17 protein-coding genes are annotated in these 22,546 nt (G+C 72.3%); 12 read left to right on the top strand and 5 right to left on the bottom strand.

The window, feature by feature from the left end; genetic code table 11:
- Positions 1 to 2 precede the first annotated feature (2 nt).
- The 3 genes from cmtR to HNR12_RS09275 all read left to right on the top strand — a co-directional run bounded on the left by cmtR (position 3) and on the right by HNR12_RS09275 (position 4,457).
- A complete protein-coding gene (cmtR, locus tag HNR12_RS09285) occupies positions 3 to 350 on the top strand; it encodes a Cd(II)/Pb(II)-sensing metalloregulatory transcriptional regulator CmtR (RefSeq protein WP_274614001.1) in 348 nt (115 codons plus the stop codon).
- 527 nt (positions 351 to 877) lie between these two features.
- Complete coding sequence (locus HNR12_RS09280) at positions 878 to 4,144, top strand: efflux RND transporter permease subunit (protein WP_179767105.1); 3,267 nt, start codon at positions 878 to 880, stop codon at positions 4,142 to 4,144.
- Between the two features lie 166 nt (positions 4,145 to 4,310).
- On the top strand, positions 4,311 to 4,457 hold the full coding sequence (locus HNR12_RS09275; RefSeq protein ID WP_179767104.1) for a hypothetical protein: 147 nt from the start codon (positions 4,311 to 4,313) through the stop codon (positions 4,455 to 4,457).
- 171 nt (positions 4,458 to 4,628) lie between these two features.
- On the opposite strand, the gene HNR12_RS09270 is transcribed toward HNR12_RS09275, so the two are convergent.
- The gene (locus HNR12_RS09270) at positions 4,629 to 5,081 is read right to left on the bottom strand and encodes an ATP-binding protein (RefSeq protein ID WP_179767103.1); all 453 of its coding nucleotides are present in this window, start codon (positions 5,079 to 5,081) and stop codon (positions 4,629 to 4,631) included.
- Between the two features lie 764 nt (positions 5,082 to 5,845).
- On the opposite strand from HNR12_RS09270, the gene HNR12_RS09265 reads away from it, so the two are divergent.
- The 9 genes from HNR12_RS09265 (at position 5,846) to HNR12_RS29735 (ending at position 17,935) form a co-directional block, all read left to right on the top strand.
- A complete protein-coding gene (locus HNR12_RS09265; RefSeq protein ID WP_179767102.1) occupies positions 5,846 to 7,885 on the top strand; it encodes a PhoX family protein in 2,040 nt (679 codons plus the stop codon).
- A 127-nt stretch (positions 7,886 to 8,012) separates the two neighbouring features.
- Entirely contained in the window at positions 8,013 to 9,089 is a 1,077-nt protein-coding gene (gene mgrA, locus HNR12_RS09260; protein WP_179767101.1) for an L-glyceraldehyde 3-phosphate reductase, read from the top strand.
- A 410-nt stretch (positions 9,090 to 9,499) separates the two neighbouring features.
- Positions 9,500 to 10,483, top strand: coding sequence for an ABC transporter permease (locus HNR12_RS09255; RefSeq protein ID WP_179767100.1), 984 nt, complete (start codon positions 9,500 to 9,502; stop codon positions 10,481 to 10,483).
- Positions 10,484 to 10,532: 49 nt separating this feature from the next.
- Entirely contained in the window at positions 10,533 to 11,438 is a 906-nt protein-coding gene (locus tag HNR12_RS09250; RefSeq protein WP_308118625.1) for an ABC transporter permease, read from the top strand.
- Positions 11,439 to 11,447: 9 nt separating this feature from the next.
- Complete coding sequence (locus HNR12_RS09245; protein ID WP_179767099.1) at positions 11,448 to 13,580, top strand: ABC transporter ATP-binding protein; 2,133 nt, start codon at positions 11,448 to 11,450, stop codon at positions 13,578 to 13,580.
- Positions 13,581 to 13,648: 68 nt separating this feature from the next.
- Positions 13,649 to 15,364, top strand: coding sequence for an ABC transporter family substrate-binding protein (locus HNR12_RS09240; protein ID WP_218902451.1), 1,716 nt, complete (start codon positions 13,649 to 13,651; stop codon positions 15,362 to 15,364).
- A gap of 590 nt (positions 15,365 to 15,954) precedes the next feature.
- Complete coding sequence (locus HNR12_RS09235; RefSeq protein ID WP_179767097.1) at positions 15,955 to 16,533, top strand: hypothetical protein; 579 nt, start codon at positions 15,955 to 15,957, stop codon at positions 16,531 to 16,533.
- 59 nt (positions 16,534 to 16,592) lie between these two features.
- A protein-coding gene (locus HNR12_RS09230) for an IS5 family transposase (RefSeq protein WP_372454511.1) occupies positions 16,593 to 17,452 on the top strand; the annotation gives its coding sequence in 2 pieces (ribosomal slippage) (positions 16,593 to 16,968 and positions 16,968 to 17,452; 861 coding nt in all).
- Positions 17,453 to 17,491: 39 nt separating this feature from the next.
- The gene (locus HNR12_RS29735) at positions 17,492 to 17,935 is read left to right on the top strand and encodes an ankyrin repeat domain-containing protein (protein WP_179767096.1); all 444 of its coding nucleotides are present in this window, start codon (positions 17,492 to 17,494) and stop codon (positions 17,933 to 17,935) included.
- 473 nt (positions 17,936 to 18,408) lie between these two features.
- On the opposite strand, the gene HNR12_RS09220 is transcribed toward HNR12_RS29735, so the two are convergent.
- The 4 genes from HNR12_RS09220 to HNR12_RS09205 form a co-directional block, all read right to left on the bottom strand.
- The gene (locus tag HNR12_RS09220; protein WP_179767095.1) at positions 18,409 to 18,828 is read right to left on the bottom strand and encodes a hypothetical protein; all 420 of its coding nucleotides are present in this window, start codon (positions 18,826 to 18,828) and stop codon (positions 18,409 to 18,411) included.
- 248 nt (positions 18,829 to 19,076) lie between these two features.
- Positions 19,077 to 20,681 carry a hypothetical protein gene (locus HNR12_RS09215; protein ID WP_179767094.1) on the bottom strand — a complete coding sequence of 535 codons (1,605 nt, stop codon included), beginning with the start codon at positions 20,679 to 20,681 and terminating at the stop codon, positions 19,077 to 19,079.
- Positions 20,682 to 20,875: 194 nt separating this feature from the next.
- Positions 20,876 to 21,727 (bottom strand): hypothetical protein, encoded by an 852-nt coding sequence (locus tag HNR12_RS09210; RefSeq protein ID WP_179767093.1) that lies wholly within the window; start codon positions 21,725 to 21,727, stop codon positions 20,876 to 20,878.
- 137 nt (positions 21,728 to 21,864) lie between these two features.
- A complete protein-coding gene (locus HNR12_RS09205; RefSeq protein WP_218901897.1) occupies positions 21,865 to 22,446 on the bottom strand; it encodes a C40 family peptidase in 582 nt (193 codons plus the stop codon).
- Positions 22,447 to 22,546: the final 100 nt, after the last annotated feature.

The following is a 22,546-nucleotide window of genomic DNA, read 5'->3' as shown; positions in this document are numbered from 1 at the left end:
AAATGGTTTTCATGTTGACTTCCGAGCAGCGCCTCGCCGCGATCCAGCGCCTGGGCCGGGCACTGGCCGACCCCACCCGCTGCCGGCTCCTGCTGGCCCTGCTGGAGGGCCCCGACTACCCGGCGCACCTGGCCGAGCAGTTGGGTCTTACCCGGCAGAACGTCTCCAACCACCTGGCGTGCCTGCGGGAGTGCGGCCTGGTCGCCACCACCGCGCGCGGCCGGCAGGTCAGCTACCAACTCGTCGACGCCGCGCTGGTGCACGCTTTGGAGGACCTGCTGCGCGTGGTGTGGGGCGTGGCCCAGGAGCACCTGCCGCCCGGCGAGACCACCCCGGTGGCCGCCGGCTGAGCCGGGCCCGCGCGGCGCGCCCGGCGCCGCGCGACCGGTGCCGGCTCTCCCGCGGGGCCTCCTTTGGGGCCGGGGGCGGGCCTCCCCGCGGGCCTGACGCGCCCTGTGCCGCCGGGCCGGAAGTTCCCGCCGCGGCCGGCCGAATGCGGTCCGCCGCGGGCCGCCCGGCGCGAGCCGCGGCCGCCCCGGCGCCCGCGCCCGCCGTCGGCGCCGCTCAGCGGCCGGGGGTACCCCTGATATCCCCCTGACAGGCCCCTGACACCTGCCTGATGTCGGCCCGATCACGGTGAATTCCCGGCATATCGCGAAGTATCGTTGTTGACGCGTGCCCGGCAGTACCCCACTCGGATCCCCGTTTCGAGACAGCCGTGTGGGTGTCCATCGTTCTACCGCTCGTCGCAGCGGTGCCGTTCGCAGCGCGAGAATCCCTTCCGAGGAGTAACGACTCTCATGTCCCACACTGCCAAGTCCGTTCTTGGCGTCCCCTTCGGCCCCTTCCCAGCGGGCACGCGGCGTAGGGGGGCGCGGTGAACCGGCTCGCACAGCTCTCCCTGGGCAACCGCGCCCTGATCCTGCTCATCACCCTGGCCGCGGCGGTCTTCGGCACACTGGCCACCGTCAACACCGAGCGCGAGCTGATGCCCACGCTCGACGTCCCGATGGTCATGGTCAGCGCCCAGTACCAGGGCGCCTCTCCCGAGGTCGTCGAGACCGAACTGGCCGAGCCGCTGGAGCAGGCCGTCCAGAGCGTCCCCGGCGTCGTCAGCTACACCTCCACCTCCAGCACCGGATCGGTGCAGGTGACCGCGGAGTTCGACTACGGCGACAGCAGCGACGACGTCGTGCGCGACGTCCAGCAGGCCGTCGACCAGGCCGAGGGCCTGCTGCCCGAGGACGTCGACCCCTCCGTGACGGCCTTCGGCACCGACGACATCCCCGTCGTCATGCTGGCCGCCGGCGCCGGCGACGGCGACGAGCAGGCCCTGGCCGAGCCGCTGGAAGAACAGGTCGTCCCCGAACTGGAGTCCATCGACGGCGTGCGCGCCGCCACGGTCACCGGTGTGCGGGAGTCCTCCGTCGTCATCACGCCCGACGACGACGAGCTGGAGGACCGCGGGCTCACCGCCAACGACATCACCGGCGCCGTCCAGGCCAGCGGGGCGCTCACCCCCGGCGGCGACATCACCGAGGACGGCCGCACCCTGACCGTCACCACCGGCGACCAGTTCGAGTCGGTCGAGGACGTCCGCGACATCCTCGTCACGCCCGGCGGGCAGGCCGGCGCGGGCGGTGCCGGCGCCGCGGCGGGAGCCGGCGCCGCGGGCGCGGCCATGCCGGGCGCGGCGGCCGCGGCCCCCGAACCCGTGCGCCTCAGCGAGATCGCCGACGTCGAGCTGCGCATGGACGAGCAGTCCAGCATCACCCGCACCGACGGCGACCCCAGCCTCGGCGTCATGGTCACCAAGACCCCCGACGGCAACACCGTCGAGATCTCCGAGCAGGTCCAGGCGGCCCTGGACGACCTGGAGCCCATGCTCGGCGACGACGCCGAGATCACCGTGGTGTTCGACCAGGCGCCGTTCATCAACGACTCCATCGTGGCCATGGCCGAGGAGGGCGCGCTGGGCCTGGCCTTCGCGATCGTCATCATCCTGGTGTTCCTGGTCTCGATCCGCTCGACCCTGGTCACCGCGGTGTCCATCCCGGTCTCGCTGCTCGTGGCGATGATCGGCGTGCAGGCGTTCGGCTACTCCCTCAACCTCCTCACCCTGGGCGCGCTGACCATCGCGGTGGGCCGCGTGGTCGACGACTCGATCGTGGTGCTGGAGAACATCAAGCGGCACATGTCCTACGGCGAGGACAAGTTCCACGCCGTGCTCACCGGTGTGCGCGAGGTCGGCGTGGCCATCACCGCGGCCACCCTGACCACCATGGCGGTGTTCCTGCCGATCGGGTTCGTCGGCGGCCAGGTGGGCGAGCTGTTCCGGCCCTTCGCCGTGACCGTGAGCCTGGCGCTGGCCGCGTCCCTGCTGGTGGCGCTGACCATCATCCCGGTGCTGGCCTACTGGTTCATGCGCCCGCGCGTGGTCCCGCCCGAGGAGCTGGAGCGGGTCAAGGCCGAGGAGTACCAGCGCGAGCTGCGCACCCCGCTGCAGCGCATGTACCTGCCGGTGATCCGGTGGACCACCCGCCACCGCATCATCACGCTGGCGGCCTCGGTGGTCCTGCTCATCGGCACCTTCGCCGCGGCGGCCAACCTGCAGACCAACTTCCTGGGCAACCAGGGGCAGAACACCTACCAGGTGACCCAGGAGCTTCCCGTCGGCACCTCCCTTGAGGAGGCCGACCAGGAGGCCGCGAAGGTCGAGGACACCCTTGAGGGCCTGTCCTGGGTGGAGTCCTACCAGACCTCCGTGGGCGGGGGCGGCCCCGAGGCCATGCTGATGGGCGGCGGCGGAGCCGACACGGTGACCTACACCGTCACCTCCGACCCCGAGGAGGACCAGGCCGCGATCGAGGAGCGGCTGCGCGACGCCCTTGAGGACGTCGACACCGACTCCGAGCTGCGGCTGGCCTCCGCCGGCATGGGCGGCTCCACGCTGCAGGTCGAGGTCCGCGCCGAGGACCAGGACACCCTGGTCGACGCCGCCGGCATGGTCGAGGACGCCGTCCGCGACATCCCCGGCGCCGCCGACGTCGAGAACAGCATCGCCGCCGCCCAGCCCGCGCTGGAGGTCAACGTCAACGCCGAGGACGCCGCCGACGAGGGCCTGACCGAGGCCGCGATCGGCCAGGCGGTCTCCCAGGCGTTCCAGGGCGCCGAGGTGGGCACCGCCGTCATCGACGGCGCCCAGCGCGACCTGGTGGTGCGCGACACCGAGCGGCCCGCCACGGTCGGCGACCTCGAGGACCTGCGCATCGCCACGCCCACCGGCGACGAGGTCCGGCTCGGCGCCGTGGCCGACGTCGAGGAGGTCATGCAGGCGCCCCAGCTCAACCGCTCCGACGGCGTGCGCAGCGCCACCGTCTCGGCCACGCCGACGGCCGAGGACCTCGGCGCCGTCACGACCGAGCTGACCCAGGCGCTGGACGAGCTGGACCTGCCCGAGGGCGCCACCGCCGAGATCGGCGGCGTCAGCAGCGACCAGACCGAGGCGTTCGCCCAGCTGGGGATCGCCATGATCGCCGCGGTCGCGATCGTCTACCTGATCATGGTGGCGACCTTCAAGAGCCTGATGCAGCCGCTCATCCTGCTGGTCTCGATCCCGTTCGCGGCCACCGGCTCGATCGGCCTGCTGCTGGCCACCGGCCAGCCCATGGGCCTGGCCGCGATGATCGGCATGCTGATGCTGATCGGCGTGGTCGTCACCAACGCCATCGTGCTGATCGACCTGGTCAACCAGTACCGGTCGGAGGGCATGGAGCTGCGCGAGGCGGTCGTGGAGGGGTCCCGGCACCGGCTGCGGCCCATCCTGATGACCGCGCTGGCCACCATCTTCGCCCTCACCCCGATGGCGCTGGGGATCACCGGCGGCGGCGCGTTCATCTCCCAGCCGCTGGCGATCGTGGTCATCGGCGGCCTGGTCACCTCGACGCTGCTGACCCTGGTCCTGGTGCCGGTGCTCTACACCATGGCCGAGGGCCGCAAGGAGCGCCGCGCCCAGCGGCGCCAGGCCAAGCGCGACGCGGCCGTCGAGGAGGAGCGGCGCCGGCGCGCCGGCACGGAGTCCGGCTCCGCCGCCGACGACTCCGAGTCGGCCGAGGCCGACGTCGCCGGGAAGCCGCGCGGCTAGCCGCACGGCGTCCGGCCGCCGGCAGTGCGACGGCCGCCGCGGGATCCTCCCGCGGCGGCCGTCCGCGTTTTCCGCGGGCGCCGCCCGCCCGCCGCCGGTGTTGCGTTTCGCGCAACGCCGAGGCGCCGATTTGTGATCGGCCCTCTACGGAAGGCAAGCTGCAGGCATGGATCCCAAGGAAGCAGACCTGGACGACCTGGTCCGCGAGGAGCTGGGCGGCGAGCCCTCGCAGGAGGCCAAGGACTACGCGCGCGAGCTGTATGAGAAGTACCGCCTGCCCAGCACCCCCGCCCCACCCAAGGAGGACAGCTAGCCCGAGCAGCGCACAAGCCGCGCAATCCGCACAACGGCGGACAGCCGGCCGCGGCCCGGGGGCGCGACCGGCGGCATCGGCGGCACCGTCGACGTGGGGCCTCCCCGCGGTGGGAGGCCCTTCACCGACGATGCCGCTCCGCGGGCCGCCGCGGCCCGCGGAGCGGGCGGGTCAGTCCCGGTCCGCCCCGCTCTCGCCGGGGTCCCACACCAGCTCGAACCACACGAGCCGGCCCAGGCCGTCGGGGCGGGGCTCGGTGCCCCACTTGGCGGCCAGCGCCTCGACCAGGTCCAGGCCCCGGCCGTGCTCGCTGGTGTCGTAGGGGTCGCGGTGCTGGGCGCGCGGCTGCTCGGGACTGCCGAGGTCGCGCACCTCCACCCGCGCCCAGCCGGGCGCCAGGTGCACGGCCACCTCGAACTTGCCCCCGGGCAGGCCCGAGGAGCTGTGCGTGATGGCGTTGGTGGCCAGCTCGCTGGTGAGCAGCGTGGCCGTGGTGATCTCGGGTGATGGGGCGATCGTCCGCTCGACGAAGCGGCGCGCGTACTGGATCTGGCTCGCGAGGGCCGGGAACCGGCGGCGCGCGGGCGGTCGGGAGGCTCCTGCGGTGGCGTGGGGCTCTTCCATGGTGTTCGCCGGACGTTCGGTGGACGGGTGGGTGCTGCCCGGGGCGACGGGCGGCGCGGTACGCGGGCGGGTCAGGCCTCGCGGCCTCGCCGTCGGGATGTCGGGCACGTGATCTCACTCCCCTGTGGCAGTGGCGGACCGTCACACCCGGACGAGCCGCGGTGACGTCGAGCGGTTCCCGCGGGGTGCGTCCGATGCCCGGATCCGGGTCACGGCGCGTGGCCGCGGGCGTAGGGGATCGCTCTTCGGATCGGTGTCGTGCGTGGAGTCGGTTCTGGTAGGGGCGCCTCACAAGCCGAACGGGCACGCCCGAGCCCAGAATACGCGGGTGGACTTCTGGTGAACCAGGTGGGGGTGATGAGCGGCCGCCGTCGGCGCCGATTCCGCGGCGGCCCGAGCCTGGGCGGCGGAAACCGCGTACATCACGCGCGGTCACGGGTAGTCACAGGTTACGAATAGGTGTCCGGAGGCGGACAGGCGGCGCCGCGGGCCCGCGGCGCCACCGGGCGGCCCGATCGGCGGTGGCGCTGCTCACGCGGTGCTCCACCGCCGTCGCGAGGAGGTGGATCCGCAACGCGTGTGGCGAAGTTGTCAGTGCATTAACGGCGGATTCACTCGGACGAGTCCCTTGTCCGCAAAGGTCAAGGACGTTCGGGTACCCCCCGCCACCCCGGACACGGACCTCCGGCGGCCCGCGCGACCCCCGCGACAGCGTCGTGCGGCCCCCGTTCGGCGGTCATCCCCGTGAGCCATAGGAGGACCCAGTGCCGCAAACCGCGCCTCACCGTCGCCTGCTGCCGCTGCTCGGCCAGGTCGGCGGCGGCCGTTCCCGGACCACCTGCCGCTTCCGCTGCGGCGACGCCTGCTTCCACGAGGCGCCCAACACGAGCGACAACGCCTATTTCGGCGACATCGCCGCCGCCGCGCTGTCCCGCCGAAACGTGCTGCGGGCCGGAGCGGTCGGCGCGGGTGCGACGGCAGCCGTCGGCCTGGCCGGGTTCGGCCCCGCGCTGGCCTCCCCCGGGCCGCGCAACCCCCGCCTGAAGTTCGACGGCATCGAGGTGGGCACCTCCGACCGCGTGGAGATCCCGCGCGGCTACGAGCAGCGCGTCGTCGTGCGCTGGGGCGACCCGGTCGTGCCGGGCGCGCCGAAGTTCGACATCAACCGCCAGACCGCCGAGGCGCAGGAGAAGCAGTTCGGCTACAACTGCGACTACGTCGCCTTCCAGCCGCTGGGCCGCGACCGCGGGCTGCTGTGGGTCAACCACGAGTACACCAACGAGAACCTGATGTTCCGGGGCTACACCGACGGCGCCGAGGCCGACCTGGAGCACATCCGCATCGCCATGGCGGCCCACGGCGGCTCGGTCGTGGAGATCCGCCGCGTGGGCAGGACCGGCGGCTGGCGCCTGGCCGACGGCGGCCGCCACTTCAACCGGCGCATCACCGCCACCACCCCGATGAAGCTCACCGGCCCGGCCGCCGGCAGCGAACTGCTGCGCACCGAGGCCGACCCCGAGGGCACCCGGGTACTGGGCATGCTCAACAACTGCGCCGGCGGCATGACCCCGTGGGGCACCATCCTCACCTGCGAGGAGAACTTCAACCAGTACTTCGTCGGCGGCGAGGGCGCCCCCGAGGAGAAGAAGGCGGCGCTGCGGCGCTACGGCATCGCCACCTCCGGCGACACCCGCGCGGGCAACCGCCGCTTCGACCGGGTGGACGAGCGCTTCGACCTCTCCCGCCACCCCAACGAGGCCAACCGGTTCGGCTACGTGGTGGAGATCGACCCGTTCGACCCCGACTCCACGCCGCGCAAGCGCACCATGCTCGGCCGCTTCAAGCACGAGGGCGCCACCACCCGGCTGACCCGCGACGGCCGCGTGGCGGTCTACATGGGCGACGACGAGCGCTTCGACTACATCTACAAGTTCGTCAGCGCGGGCCGCTACCGCAAGGGCTCCCGGCGCGCCAACAGCAGCCTGCTGGACACCGGCACCCTGTACGTGGCCCGCCTCAGCGGCGACAGCCCCGCCGAGGAGCTCGACGGCTCCGGCGCCCTGCCCGCCGACGGCGCGTTCGACGGCCGCGGCGAGTGGGTGGCGCTGTGCACCGACAAGAAGAGCTTCGTCGAGGGCTTCACCGTGGCCGAGGTGCTGGTGCACACCCGCCTGGCCGCCGACGCCGCCGGCGCCACCAAGATGGACCGCCCCGAGGACATCGAGGCCAGCCCGGCCACCGGCAAGGTCTACTGCGCGCTGACCAACAACTCCGCCCGCGAGCCCGGCCAGGCCGACGAGCCCAACCCGCGCGGCCCCAACCGCTTCGGCCACATCCTGGAGCTCTCCGAGCAGGGCAACGACGCCGGCGCCACCCGGTTCCGCTGGGACGTGCCGATCGTCTGCGGCGACCCGGAGGACCCCAGCACCTACTTCGCCGGCTACGACAAGTCCAAGGTCGTGGCGATCTCCTCGCCGGACAACCTCACGTTCGACGAGCAGGGCAACCTGTGGATCTCCACCGACGGCCAGCCCGGCACCATCGGCGTCAACGACGCGCTGTTCGCCGTGCCGGTCGAGGGCCGCTACAAGGGCGAGCTGAAGGCGTTCGCGTCGGTGCCGGTGGGCGCCGAGTGCTGCGGCCCCTTCATCACCGAGGACCAGAAGACGGTCTTCATCGCCCCGCAGCACCCCGGTGAGGACGGCACGTTCGACGAGCCGCAGAGCACCTGGCCCGACGGGGACTTCCCGCGCCCCTCGGTGGTGTCCATCTGGAACAGCAAGGGCCACGACATCGGCCGCTAGCCCCGCGCCCCCAGTGCCCCCAGGGCCCGCTCGCCGCCGGTTTTCGGGCGGCGGGCGGGCCCGCGCCGGCGCCCGCCCGCGGTGCTCGGTTCGGGGCGGGCGCGCACCGGGTGGAATGATGGGGCCCATGGTGCGAGAACACGACGTCCCCCGGCTCGACGCGCCACCGGCCGGGGTGCACACCGCCGACCCCGGGCGCTACGACGGGCGCATGCCCTACCGGCGCAGCGGGCGCAGCGGGCTGGACCTGCCCGCCGTGTCGCTGGGCCTGTGGCAGAACTTCGGCGACGACCGGCCGCTGGAGACCCGGCGCGCCATCCTGCGCCGGGCCTTCGACCTGGGGATCACCCACTTCGACCTGGCCAACAACTACGGCCCGCCGGCCGGCGCGGCCGAGGTCAACTTCGGCCGGATGCTGCGCGAGGACTTCCGGCCCTACCGCGACGAGATCGTGATCTCCACCAAGGCCGGCTACGACATGTGGCCCGGCCCCTACGGCAGCGGCGGCTCGCGCAAGTACCTGCTGGCCAGCCTGGACCAGTCGCTGGCCCGCATGGGCCTGGACCACGTCGACATCTTCTACAGCCACCGCTACGACCCCTCCACGCCGCTGGAGGAGACCATGGGCGCGCTGGCGCACGCGGTGCGGTCGGGGCGGGCGCTGTACGCGGGGATCTCCTCCTACTCCGCCCGGCGCACCGCCGAGGCGGCGGCGCTGCTGCGCGAGATGGGCGTGCCGCTGCTCATCCACCAGCCGTCGTACTCGATGGTCAACCGGTGGATCGAGGAGCAGGACCTGCTCACCGTGCTGGAGCGCGAGGGCGCGGGCTGTATCGTGTTCTCGCCGCTGGCCCAGGGCCTGCTGACAGGCCGCTACCTGGGCGGGGTGCCCGCCGACTCCCGGGCCGAGCGCGGCAAGGCGTTCTCCCGGGACTGGCTGGGCCCCGAGGTGCTGGAGCGGGTGCGGGCGCTGGACGCGCTGGCGCGCGGACGCGGGCAGACCCTGGCCCAGCTGGCGCTGACCTGGGCGCTGCGCGACCGGCGGGTGACCTCGGCGCTGATCGGCGCCAGCAGCGTGGCGCAGCTGGAGGAGAACGTGGCCGCGGTGCGCGGCCCGGCCCTGAGCGAGGAGGAGTTGGCCGAGATCGACCGGCACGCGGTGGACCTCGGGGTCAACATCTGGCGGCGCTCCAGCGACGCCTGAGGGGCCCGGCCGGCGCCCCGGCCCCCGCCCGCGGCGGGTGCGCGCGGGGCCGCCGGGCGACCTGTGGATGATCTGAGCGGAAGCGTCCGGGGGTGGTTTATATTCTGCTGTGAAGTGCGGGGATGTGAAGAAAAACTACGCTCGTTGTGCTTTCTTGATAGCCCGGTAACCTTCCGGTGTCCGAGAACAGCCCAAACTCGTGTCAATTCGGATCACTGACCGTGAATCGGATGTAAGTGGATTGCGGTCACGCCGGGGAGCCGATCCTCTCCCGCGGGACTGGACTCCATTCCTCGCGCCCGTCTGAATGTAGGTAGGCACAGAACGCACTCTGTGGGCCATGAGGACTTGCGCCGATCGTCGACAGCGGGTCCGAACCGGTCCACCCGGGCGAGACGTAGGGGCATCCGTTGGCGAAGTTCCTGATCAGGAGACTGCTCAGCTCACTCATACTGGTCTTCCTGGCGTCGAGCCTGGCCTATCTGCTGGCCGCCACCACGCTCAGCCCGCGTACCAACTTCGAGCAGCAGCAGCCGCCGCTCAGCGCCGAGGCGATCGAGCGCGAACTCGACCACCTCAATCTCAACGACCGCACACCGCTGGCGGAGCGCTACGCGACGTGGCTTTCCGGGGTAGTGGTGGGTGATTTCGGCCAGACCATTACCGACCAGAGCGTCAACGAGCACATTGCCAGAAAAGCCGGGGTCACCTTGCGGCTGATCGTCGTCGGCGCGGTCATCGGCGCCACCCTTGGCGTGGCGGTCGGCGCCTATGCCGCCGTCCGCCAGTACCGCGCCTTCGACCGGGTGGCCACCGTCGTCGCGTTCTTCCTTTTGGCCGTGCCCACCATCGTGATCGCCGTGGTCCTCCAGGTCACCGCCGTGTGGATCAACGACGTCACCGGGCAGCAGCTCCTGGAGTACGGCGGCGAGTACACCGCCAACCTCGACGCCGGGTTCTGGGGCACCCTGGCCGACCGCGTCCAGCACGCCATCCTGCCCACGCTCACGCTGGTGCTGGCGCTGTTCGGCGCCTTCAGCCGCTACCAGCGCAACATGATGCTCGACGTGCTGGCGTCGGACTTCGTGCGCACCGCCATGGCCAAGGGCCTCACGCGGCGCGCCGCCCTGTTCAAGCACGCGCTGCGCACCGCCATGATCCCCACGATCACCTACTTCACCTTCACCTTCGGCATCCTCATCGCCAACGCCACCTTCACCGAGAAGGTGTTCGGCTGGCACGGCATGGGCGCGTGGGTCGTGGACTCCATCGTGACCAACGACGTCAACGCGGTCGCGGCCGTCACCTGCTTCATGGCCGTGTGCGTGATGGCCGCGTCGTTCCTGTCCGACGTGCTCTACGCCTGGCTCGACCCCCGGGTCCGGGTGAGCTGACCGTGCGCACCGCCCCCGCATCCCACCGCCCGGCGTTGGAGGAGTCCCCGTGAGCATCGCAACCGAGCGCGAGGCGCAGGCGCCCGACGACACCCCGCCGGCCATCACCGGCCGCTGGTCGTCGCTGGCCAAGGAGGTCCTGGGCACCCCCCGGGTGGTCGTCGGCCTGGTGATCATCGGAGCCCTGGTGGTCATGGCCTGGGTCGGGCCGCTGTTCAGCCCCTGGGAGTTCGACGAGCGGGACTTCTTCGCGTTCCGCAGCCCGCCCTCGGCCGAGCACTGGTTCGGCACCAACACCACCGGGCGCGACGTCTTCCACATGACCATGGTCGGCCTGCAGCGCTCCATCGTGATCGGGCTGTGCGCGGCCGTGGCCACCACCGTGGTCGCCGCGATCGTGGGCGCCTTCGCCGGCTACTACCTCGGCCCCACCGACCGCGTGCTGATGTGGATCACCGACCTCTTCCTGGTGCTTCCGCAGTTTTTGATCCTGGCGATCCTCTACCCGGTGCTGCGCGGCTCGGAGTGGCCCGTCTTCGTCATCCTGCTCGCGGCGCTGATGTGGATGGTCACCGCCAAGATGGTGCGCGGCATGACCATCTCGCTCAAGGAGCGCGAGTACGTGCTGGCCGCCCGCTACATGGGGGTCAGCAGCGGGCGCATCATCCTGCGCCACATCCTGCCCAACATGTCGTCGCTGCTGATCGTCGACATCACCATCAACGTCAGCAGCGCCATCATCCTGGAGACGGCGCTGTCCTACTTCGGATTCGGCGTGCAGCCCCCCGACGTCACCCTCGGCTCCCTCATCGCCGAGGGCTCGCGCCAGGCCCTGGCCTTCCCGTGGACCTTCTGGTTCTGCACCGGGCTGCTCATCCTGCTGGTGCTGGCGGTCAACCTGGTCGGCGACGGCCTGCGCGACGCCCTTGACCCGCACTCCAGGCGCAGGAGCTAGAGGGGAACCATGACCTCCACCACCGCCCACACCCACGGCAGCGCCGCGCGGCCCGACGGCACCGACACCCCGGTCCTCCAGGTCACCGACCTGGAGGTCACCTTCCCGGGCACCCGCAACAACCCCGACGTCACCGCCGTGCGCGGTGTCAGCTACGAGCTGCGCCGCGGCGAGATCCTGGGGATCGTGGGGGAGTCCGGGTCGGGCAAGTCGGTGTCCTCGCTGGCCGCCATGGGCCTGCTGCCCGACTACGCCCGCGTCAGCGGCTCCATCCGGCTGCACGGCGAGGAGCTGCTGGGGCTGGACGACCGCGCCATGGCCGCCAAGCGGGGGCGCGCCATCTCCATGGTGTTCCAGGACCCCCTGTCGGGGCTGACCCCGGTCTACACCGTGGGCGACCAGGTCGCCGAGGCCGTCCGCGCGCACAACCCCGGGATCGGCAAGGAGCGGGCGCTGGCCCGCGCCGTCGAACTGCTCACCCTCGTCGGCATCCCCGACGCCGCGCGGCGGCACCGCTCCTTCCCCCACGAGTTCTCCGGCGGCATGCGCCAGCGGGTCATGATCGCCATCGCGATCGCCAACGACCCCGACGTCATCATCTGCGACGAACCCACCACCGCCCTCGACGTCACCATCCAGGCCCAGATCCTGGAGGTCCTCAAGACCGCCCAGCGCGAGACCGGCGCGGCCATCATGATGATCACCCACGACCTGGGTGTGGTGGCCGGCCTGGTGGACCGCGTGCAGGTCATGTACGCCGGGCGGCTGGTCGAGACCGGCCCCGTCGACGACGTCTACTACCGCACCCGCATGCCCTACACCATGGGCCTGCTGGGGTCGGTGCCGCGCCTGGACCAGGACGGCAAGGCCCCGCTCATCCCCATCGCCGGAAGCCCGCCCTCGCTCACCGACATGCCGCCCGGCTGCCCGTTCGCTCCGCGCTGCCCGCTGGCCGTCGAGGCGTGCACCGCGGCCGAGCCCGCCCTGGAGCAGGTGGGCGCCCCCGGCCACCGGGCGGCCTGCGTGCGCGCCGGCGAGATCGAGGCCAACGGCTGGGGCGCGCGCGACGTCTACCCCGTGCCCGAGATCGGCGAGCCACCCCAGGCGGCGGTCCCGCGCGAGGAGCGCACCACCGTGCTGGAGGTCGACAACCTCGTCAAGCACCACCCGCTGATGCGCGGCGCGCTGTTCAAGCGGCGGGTGGGCACCGTCTACGCCGTCGACGGCGTCAGCTTCGACATCCGCGAGGGCGAGACCCTGGGCCTGGTGGGGGAGTCCGGCTGCGGCAAGACCACCACCCTGCTGGAGATCCTCAGCCTGGACAAGCCGCAGAGCGGCGCGGTGCGGGTGCTGGGCACGGAGTCCGGCCGGATCGGCGCGCGCGAGCGCATGCGGGTGCGGCGCGACATGCAGGTGGTCTTCCAGGACCCCATGAGCTCGCTGGACCCCCGCATGCGGGTCTTCGAGATCGTCGCCGAGCCGCTGCGCACCCACGGCCACCCCAAGGACCGGCTGCAATCGCGGGTCATGGAGCTGCTGCGGCTGGTCGGCCTGGAGCCCGAGCACGCCGCCCGCTACCCGGCCGAGTTCTCCGGCGGCCAGCGCCAGCGGATCGGGATCGCCCGGGCGCTGGCCCTGGAGCCCCGGCTGATCGTGCTGGACGAACCCGTGTCGGCGCTGGACGTGTCGATCCAGGCCGGGGTGATCAACCTGCTGGACGACCTGAAGGCCCGGCTGGGCCTGGCCTACCTGTTCGTCGCGCACGACCTCTCGGTGGTCCGCCACATCGCCGACCGCGTCGCGGTGATGTACCTCGGCAAGATCGTGGAGATCGGGGACGTCGACACCCTGTACCGGCAACCCACCCATCCCTACACCCAGGCGCTGCTGTCGGCGATCCCGCTGCCCGACCCCGAGAAGGAGCGGCAGCGGTCCCACATCGTCCTGGAGGGCGACCTGCCCAACCCCGCTGACCCGCCCTCGGGGTGCCGCTTCCGCACCCGGTGCCAGAAGTTCGCCGTCCTCGGCGAGGAGGAGCGCGCCGCGTGCCGGGAGCGGGAACCGGAACTGCGGCGCCGCGTGGAGGGCGCGGCCGACCAGGCCGCCGCCTGCCACTACGCCGAGCGGCACGAGCCCCTGTGACCATCGGAGGGCCGATCGCGCCCGGCCGATCCCCCAGGAAAGTGATCAGTGAGGAGACTCCCGTGCGGATGAGACGCGCCGCCAAACTCGGCGCCCCCCTCGTGGTCCTGGCCCTTGCGGCCAGTGCCTGCGGCGGTGGCGGCGGAGACGAGGGGAACGAGAACCAGGAGACCCTGGCGGACATCCCCGCCATCGACATCAACCAGACGGACCGGGCCGACCTCCAGGAGGGCGGCACCTTCCACTGGGGGATCAACGAGTTCCCGCCGCAGTACCAGGTGCACCACACGCAGGGCAACCTTGCCAACGCCGAGCGGATCGTCTCCGCGGTGATGCCGCAGGCGCACTACTTCGACCAGAACGGCGAGCCGCACCCCGACGAGGACTACGTGCTCTCCAGCGAGATCAGCGACGACGGGCGCACGCTCACCTTCGAGCTGAACCCCGACGCCGAGTGGTCCAACGGCGAGCCCATCACCTGGGAGGACTACGCCGCCCAGGTCGAGACGGTCGGCGGGCACCGCGACAACGACAGCGACTTCGACATCGGCGACAAGACCGGCTACGAGCGCATCGGCGACGTGGAGCAGGGCGAGGACGAGTACGAGGTGGTCTTCCACTTCGACGAGCCCTTCGCCGAGTGGCCGCGCCTGTTCGACGCCCTGTACCCCAAGGAGTACATGGAGGACCCGGACAAGTTCAACGAGGACTACGAGCTGGCCTTCCCCGTGACGGCGGGGCCGTTCGGCGACGTGGAGTTCGACGAGACCGCGCAGACCATCACGGTCAACCGCGACGACAACTGGTGGGGCGAGCCCGCCATCCTGGACTCGATCGTGTTCCACACCTACGGCAACGACGCGCTGCCCGGGGTGATGAACAACGGCGAGATCGACGGGTTCTACCTGGGCTACGACGCCGCCGCCTACGAGCTGCTGAGCGACGCCGACGGCGTGCGCCTGACCAAGGCCATCGACAACGCCTACCGGCACATCACCTTCAACGCCGGCGAGGGCCGCCTGCTCGCCGACCGCGAGGTCCGCAACGCGCTCGTGCACGCCATCGACCGGTCGCAGATGGCCCAGGCCACGCTCAGCGGCGTGAACTGGACCACCGATCCCACGGTGAACCGGCTCATCCGCTCCAGCCAGACCGGCTTCCGCGACAACAGCGAGGGGTTCGGCGAGTACGACCCCGAGCTGGCGGCGCAGATGCTGGAGGACGCCGGGTGGACCCTGGAGGGCGAGGGCGAAGTCCGGACCAAGGACGGCGAGCGCCTTGAGCTGGACTGGGTGATCCCCTCCGACCTGCAGAACACCGCGGACGAGGCGGAGATCGCCAAGGCGCAGCTGGCCGAGGTGGGTGTGGCGGTCAACGTCGAGACGGTGCCGAGCAACGCCTACTTCCCGGAGTACGTCGTGCCGGGCGAGTTCGACGCCACGACGTTCGTGTACTCCAGCACCAACCCCTACGCGGGGTACTTCGCGGAGAACTTCACCGGCCCGGTGGGCGAGGACGAGGACGGCAACCCCACGTGGGGCAACAACCTGCACTTCTCCTCCACCGACGAGATCAACGAGGCGTTCGACGAGCTGTCCAAGGAGACCGACCCCGAGGCGTACGCCGAGCAGGCCAACGAGATCGACCGGATGCTGTGGGAGGAGAGCATGGCGGTGCCGCTGTTCCAGCGGCCCGGTATTTACGCGGTGAACCCCAACGTCGCCAACTGGGGTGCCAACGGGCTCGCCTCCATCGAGTACACCGACATCGGTTTCGTGGAGTAACCCGGCGGTCGGGTGATTCCGGTCCCCGGACCATCGGAGCAGCCCCTCATCCGCTCCACCGGTCGAGCAGCCCCGCCCGACCGCCATCCTCGCGGTAACCGTTCGGTGCCCCCGCCCTGCCCCGGGCGGGGGCACCGCCGTGTGCGGGGTGCGCGGACGGAGGCGGGGGAGGCGGGGGAGGCGGGGGAGGCGGGGAGAGGGAGGGGGAGCGGGAAAGGGCGGGACGCTTCGGACGGGTGCGGTGGGACGCCCGTTCCGTCTAGACTCACCGCTGAACCGCCCGCACCGGCCGCGGCCGCGCGCCGCCCGGCGCACAGTCGGGATCCGCACGTCAGAGCGGTGGCGGCGGCCGGGGAGGACAGGCGGCCGGGACGGCCACGAGCCATGACGGCCGCGGCCGTCCGGCGGCGGATGGGTGGCGGTGCGGTGGGAGCCAAGGGCGAGCCGGGGCAGAGCCGGCCGGTGGGACCCCGTCGGCACCGGGAACGCCGCTCACCGGCGGCGGGACCGGAGCACGGACGCGGATCGCGGCGGGGACGGCGCAACTCGCGGGGGATGGACGCATCCGAACACGAGTCGGCGGAGGGACAATGGTCGAGTTCGTCCGGGCCTGGATCATCGGCGCGGTGTCATGGTTCATGCTCACCAACATCGGCGCGCTGGCGTTCCGTCTCCTGGCTCCGCCCGAGCACGCGGGGAGCTTCGGCTGGGCGCTGCTGTGGCTGGGCGGGATCGGGTTCGCCGCCTACTTCCTGACCGTGGTCGCGACCGCCCTGGTCCACCGGGCCCCGGACCGCCACGATCTCGGCCGCAACGCCCTGGCGGTGCTCCTGGCCCCGCTGGTGGGGACCGCGATCGACACGGGCCGCCTGCTGGCCGGCACGGGCGTGAACTGGCCGCTGTACGGAAGTTGGACGGCCATCGCCCTGGTGGGCGCGGTGCTGGCCTTCCTGCTGATGCGCCGGCTCCAGCGCCCGGCCGTCGTCGAGGCGGAGACGGGCGACCGCGTCCCCAAAACCTACTGGGACCGCACCGACGCCGGCTCGGCTGAGGAGCACGCGCCCGCCCCCGAGTCCGAGGCCCCCTCCGGCACCGAGAAGGAGCAGGACGCGGATTCGGCGCAGAGGCAGACCGAGCAGACCCCCGACTCGGCGTCGGCACCGGACTAGGGCCTGTTGTGAAAGTGGATCTTGGTCGTGAATGATCGCGCCTTGTTGGGCGTAGTGATCTGACGAATGGCCAGTGGGCCCGGTTGGAGCCGCTGTTGCCGCAGGGCATCAAGCCGGGCCGTCCTCTGGTGTGGACGCGGCGGCAGTTGATAGACGGCATGCGGTGGCGGACCAGGACCGGTGCCCCCTGGCGCGATGTGCCGGAACGCTACGGGCCCTGGGATCGGGTCTACGACCTCTTCCGACGCTGGCAGCGCGATGGGACCTGGGCCAGGATCGTCACCCGGCTCCAGGCCGAGGTCGGCGCAAAGGGCCTGATCACCTGGGACGTTAACGTCGACTCCACCGTCTGCCGGGCCCACCAGCACGCCGCCGGGGCGTCAAAAACGGGGACCTGCAAAAGGAGCCACCCGGCGGCATCGTCGTCGAGCCGGCGGACCACGGTCTCGGACGCTCCCGGGGCGGGCTGACCACAAAGGTCCACCTCGCGGTCGAGCAGGGACAGAAGCCGCTCTCTATCGTGATCACGGCCGGTCAGCGGGGTGATTCCCCGCAGTTCGAGCCGGTCCTGGAGGCGATCTGGGTGCCCCGACTCGGCCCTGGGCGGCCTCGCAGGCGACCCGACCGGGTGCGGGCCGACAAGGCGTACGACTCCCGCCGCAACCGGGCCTACCTGCGCAGACGCGGGATCAAGGCGACCATCCCGGTCCCGGCGGAGCGGGTCCGCAACCGCCACAAGCTCGGCTCCCGGGGCGGTCGGCCTCCGAAGTTCGACAAGAGCGACGACCGCGAGCGGCATGCCGTCGAGTGCGGCATCGATCGCCTCAAGCGCCATCGGGCCGTGGCCACGCGATACGGCAAGCTCGCCGTCCGCTACGAGGCCACTGTGCTGGTCGCAATGATCAACGAATGGATATGAGTGGTTCTGACGTACGCCCGATCGCTAGCCTTACCGGCTATGAAGCAGCGGCAGCAGAAGAAGCTCTCCCACCGCCTTTTCGAGGCAATCCTGTCAGGTGACGCCAGGAGCGTGAAGACCCTGCTGCGCCGTGGAGCAAATCCGGAGAGAAGGAACACTGACGGCACCACTCCTCTGTACCTTGCATCGGTGCAGGGAGAGGCCGCGGTGGCCCGCTTGCTCATGGAGTCCGGCGCTTCCCCTGACACTGAAAGCAGCGGTCCCGGCTCGGAGGGCACACCGCTGTGCGCAGCTGCTAGCTGGGGACACACCGCAACGGTCCGGGAACTGTTGGCGCATGGGGCCGATCCCACCCTCCGCGAAGACCACGGCGCAGGCTGGTCTCCGCTGGACTGGGCGGACAATGGCCCCCACCCCGAGACTGCCGAGGTCCTCAGGGCCGCAGGAGCGCACCCAGCAACGAAAGCTCACCCAGCTCTGTAGCCAGGAAAGTCTCACTACCCACTTTCCCAACAGGCCCTAGGGCGGCGGCGTCCGCGGTCGCGGGGACCAGGCCCGCGGACCCAAGGCCGCGGAGCGGTGTGGGCGGTGCCGGAGGCATTCGGCCTCGCCGCATCCCCTTACGGCAGAGCGGATCGGGGCCGGGGCGGCAAAGCGAAAGCCCTGGCCCGGTTGCCGGTGCGGGAAGCATCGGACCACGGTGGCGGCGAGCGGGCAGGCGGTTCGGGTAGGGGTCGCTCGGGCGGGGAGGCGACGGGTGTGGCCCGGTCGGGCGCGGGCGGCGTCAGGCCACGGTGGCGGAGCGTGCGGTTGTGGTGGCCGTGGGCCTCGCCGTGAGGACGTCGGCCAAGGGGGACCGGCCCCGCCGGCGATTGCGGCCCGCGCGTGGAAGGCGCGTGCGCCTTCGGGCGGCCGTCCTTCCGCGAGGCGCACGGCTGCCGGTGTCGGCCGAGGGGTCATCGGGTGGACCGGGAACGCGGTGGGCGGAGTACCGCGGCCAGCCGGAGCCCTGCGGCGCTGCCGAGGGTGAGCATGCTGAGCGCCACGGCCGCTGCGGCGGCGTCGGTCGGATCCGGGCCGCCAGGAGCAAAGGCATGCGCGGCGACCTCGGCCGCCGCGCCCAGTCCCGGGACCGCGAGGGCCGCCGCGAGGCGGCGGCCACGGCGGTCGCGATGGGGTCGGGGATGGGCGAGCCCGCCCGCGAAGGCGACGAGCGTGTACCCCGTCAGCGTGGTGCACGCGATCCAGTTGAGCCTGGCGGAGGTGTCCGCCAGGGCGCCGGGCGGCAGCCACGACAAGTGCGCCTGGGCACTGGCCACCGCCCAGCCCGTCCACACCGTCAGCCCCACCGTCCAGGCCCGCAGCAGATCTAGCAAACCGTCCTCCTTTCTCAGGCCCGTGCGGACTCCGCCGCCGGGCCGCCATGGGCGTCCTCAGCACCGCGTTCGCCGGTGCCCGGAGCGAGCGCGCCTCGCCGGAGCGCGGCCGGCCCTGCGAGTGCGGCCGTGGCGAGGGCGCCGTCGCGCGCAGGGATGCCGAGGGGAAGGGGTGCGGAGTGGGTGCGGGGGGCAGTGCCCATCGGCGGAGGAGCGCCCGGCCGCATCGCCCCTCCCTCTCGCCTGCCTCAGTTCGTGCATGCCGCGAAGGGAACGAGGTCGCGCCGTCCGTCGCCGTCGGGGGCGCCGAGGTACCGGGCGCCGGTGGCGGTGCGGGATACCGACTCCCATCCGGTGGAGCCGCCGAACGCCCATCCGGCGAGGGTGGCGTCGGCGCTGAACTCCCGGCCGCCGGTCTCAACGGCGTAGCGGACCGTGCTGTAGACGCCCTCGGCGTGGAGGAGCCGGTCGAAGTCGCTGAGGCGCACGCGGCGCCCCTCGCCCGCGTGCTCCCTGTCCTCCCCGCCCTCTTCGACGTCCCCGCCGCCGCTGTCGCCGCTGTCGCCGGACGCGGGGCGGCCCGGGGCATCATCCGCTCCGCCGGGCGGATGTTCGGCGCGCGGATCGGTGGCGTCCTTGGGGCGGCCGGTGGTGGAGAGGAAGGACAGCGCCAGCAGCGGCTCCCCGCCGTTGAGCCAGGCGCGGACGGTGGCGCGGTTGGCGTCGGTCACCGCGAGGCGGGCTGTGCCCTCCGTCTGGCCGTGCTCGTCGGCGGCGTTGACGACGCGGATGGCGACCTCGGTCAACCGGCCCGTCCGGCGGTCGCGGGTGGTGGTGAGGGCGGCGCTGACCACGCGGTCGCGGGCGTCCTCGGGGGTGACGACGGACCTCGGCATGAGGCGACCGACCTCTCCCGCCTCCTCGAAGGCGAAGCCGACGGTCTCGGCGACCGTGTCCCGGCGTTCATCGGTCTCGCGCGAGAAGTGCGCGCTGCCCTCGGCACTCGCCGATACCAGGTGCAGCAGGTCCACGCCGCTGGCGACACCCTGCCGTCCGGTACGGGGGCCGGAGGGGGCGCCCGGGGCGTCGGGCGCCGCCGGGCCGCCGTCGGAGCCGGAGCGCTCGGGGCCGGCGGCGCGGCGACCGCGCCCGCCCAGCGTGGCACCCAGCTCCCCGGTCAGCCGTACCCCGCCGTCGGCCACCACCTCGCGGCGGTCGGGCGGAGGCAGCCCACCCGAACCGCCGCCGGCCTCGGGGCCGCCGGTGCCCAACGACCGCTCCAGCAGGCCGACGATCTGCGCCCCCACGGCGTCGAAGGCGCCGCTGTCCTCGGTCAACTCGTCCAGATGTACTTGGCGCGCGACCCGCTCGCGGAAGGCGGTGGCCGCGCGGCGGTCGTCGAGCACCCAGGTATCGACCGCCGTGACCCCGCCGCGCACGCCTGCGGCGACGCCGGCCTCGGCCTCGGCGAGATGGCCGACACCGGCTCCCCAGCGGAACGGGCTCGGCAATTCCGCGGCGGCCTCGAAGCCGCGCGCCAGGCTGACCTCCACGGTGCCGTCGGAGTTGACCCGCTCGGCGATCCGGACCTTGCCGCCGGGGGAGACGGCCACCGAGACACCGGTGGCGGCGGTCAGGGACGACGTACCGGTGGTGCAGCCCTGGGGGCGGAACGCGGAGTCGGGGTTGGCGGCGGCACCCGCCCCGGCCGTGCCCGTGCCGCACCCTTCCAGCCGCAGCACGGCGCAGACGGCGCGCTCGACCTCCGCGAGGGCGCGCCGGCCGGGCTCCGTCAGCCCGGCCATGCCGGTGGCCACGCCCGCGACCAGGGCGAGCACACCCGCGTACTCCAATAGGGTTCCACCGCGATCACCGCGGCCGGTCCGGCGGCACAGCGCCATGGCAAGCCTCGCAAGCAGCGCTCAACAGCGACAACGAGAAGAAGCCGGAGGAGCCAGGCACAGGGCCGGCGGCGCGATCGCCGCACTGCCGCGCGGGGAGGCGGATGCCGCCGCGCGCCGAAACGGCGGGCGGGGCGGGCATCGGTCTAGGGCGCGGTCACCGTCTCGTCGGTGCTCCAGTCCGTCAGGGTCAGGGCGAACCAGCGGTTCTGCAGGCCCGTGCGGTCGGGCGGAAGGTGCTGGTAGTACACGAGCGGCCGGTTGGCGTCGTCCACCCACAGTTCGACGTCGACGGCGGCCTCGCCGAGGCCCATGTCGACCAGGGCGGTGTACTCGCTCCGGGCGAAGCCGACCGCGTGCTCCCGGAGGTCGTCGATGTAGGCGGTCCCGCTCCAGTGGGCCGTGGGGGTGCCGTCGACCTCGACCGCGTCCACGAGGCGGAGGTCGGTGCTGACGGCCAGCGCGGCGGTGATGTGCGAGCAGTTGGCGCCGCGCGCGGCGGTGAGGTCGGGCAGGTAGTCGGAGGGGATGTCGGCGGCGCGGTAGTCGTCGCCCAGGGGCCAGAAGTCGCCGCCGGAGGCACTGTGCAGGCCGTCGTCGGTGGCCACCGAGCCACTGGCCTGGACGTCGGCGGCGGAGGTCTCGTCGCCCTCGTAGTCGCGGCCGGGCACGAAGTCGGGCTCCAGCACGTAGCGTGTGGCGTCGCCATCGACGCGGTAGACCCCCGAGCCGTCGCCCGAGCAGCTCAGCCGCCCGCTGTTGAGGGTGGCCATGCCGCTGCTGTCGAAGCTCTGCAGCCGCCACGCCGCGGAGTCCTCGGCGTCGAGCGCGGCGGTGACGGCCTCGGCCAGTTCGGTCCGGTCGGAGGCGTCGCCCGGAGTGGGCACGGCCGTGCCCTGCGGCTCGGGCCCGCCGGAGGCCCCGACGCAGGAGGACAGCACCGCGACACACAGCGCGGCGGCCATACCGGCGGCCATCCGGCGTGTCGCGCGTGTCACGCCGCCAGCGGGCATCGCGTGCGCCGCACACCCCACACGCGCCCGTCGGGCCGCGCGCGCACCCGCGCCCCCGAGGGACCCGCCCGCGCCCGCCCCGTTCACGCCGTTCACCCCGCTGTCGTCCACCCCGATCACGGTCACCCCTGCGGCACCCGCGCCTGCCCGACCCAGATCGACTCCCAGTGCGGGTTGCCGATCACCTGCGTGACGTTGACCGGATTGCCGGCGTGCACCATCTGCCCGTTGCCGATGTACATGCCGACATGCGTGGGCGGCTCCATCTCGGGCATCGTGTGGAAGAAGATCAGGTCGCCGGGCTGCAGTTCGCCCTTGGAGATGTTCGGCAGCGCCGCGATCTGGTCCCAGGTGGTCCGCGGAAGACTCACCCCCGCCTCGCGCCAGGCCTCCATCATCAGCGAGGAGCAGTCGTACCCGTTGCGCCCCGTGGCCCCCCAGATGTACGGCTTCCCCTGCTGCGCCAACGCGAACGCCACCGCCACCCGGGCGTCCCCCTCGCCGCGTACCTCACCGTCCCACGTGCTGGAAAAGGTCCACACATACTCCTCGGGCTCTTCGGGCCGCTCATGCTCGACCCAGCTCTCGCCCCCGCATTCGGGCCCTTCGACCCGACACACATAGTCGCGCGTGGCATCGTGCAGCACATCGGCGATCGACGAGGAGGAAAGCCCGATCACAACCACCGCGGCAATGGAGATCAAAGCCGCCGTCTCCATAATCGAGGCCCCACGATCACCCCCTCGCCCAGAAACCCGAGCAAGCGGAGTCACGGACTTGCCCACCGGATCACTCCTTCTCCGC

This window comes from Streptomonospora nanhaiensis (assembly GCF_013410565.1).
GTDB lineage: Bacteria > Actinomycetota > Actinomycetes > Streptosporangiales > Streptosporangiaceae > Streptomonospora > Streptomonospora nanhaiensis.
The sequence above is the reverse complement of the archived record's forward strand: the minus strand, read 5'-3'. Positions and strand labels throughout refer to the sequence as shown.

Excerpts from the sequence above, each read along its gene's own strand:
- cmtR (WP_274614001.1), top strand. The coding sequence starts at position 3 with ATGGTTTTCATGTTGACTTCCGAGCAGCGCCTCGCCGCGATCCAGCGC.
- HNR12_RS29735 (WP_179767096.1), top strand. The coding sequence starts at position 17,492 with ATGAAGCAGCGGCAGCAGAAGAAGCTCTCCCACCGCCTTTTCGAGGCA.
- HNR12_RS09245 (WP_179767099.1), top strand. The coding sequence starts at position 11,448 with ATGACCTCCACCACCGCCCACACCCACGGCAGCGCCGCGCGGCCCGAC.
- HNR12_RS09270 (WP_179767103.1), bottom strand. The coding sequence starts at position 5,081 with ATGGAAGAGCCCCACGCCACCGCAGGAGCCTCCCGACCGCCCGCGCGC.
- mgrA (WP_179767101.1), top strand. The coding sequence starts at position 8,013 with ATGGTGCGAGAACACGACGTCCCCCGGCTCGACGCGCCACCGGCCGGG.
- HNR12_RS09275 (WP_179767104.1), top strand. The coding sequence starts at position 4,311 with ATGGATCCCAAGGAAGCAGACCTGGACGACCTGGTCCGCGAGGAGCTG.
- HNR12_RS09240 (WP_218902451.1), top strand. The coding sequence starts at position 13,649 with ATGAGACGCGCCGCCAAACTCGGCGCCCCCCTCGTGGTCCTGGCCCTT.
- HNR12_RS09235 (WP_179767097.1), top strand. The coding sequence starts at position 15,955 with ATGGTCGAGTTCGTCCGGGCCTGGATCATCGGCGCGGTGTCATGGTTC.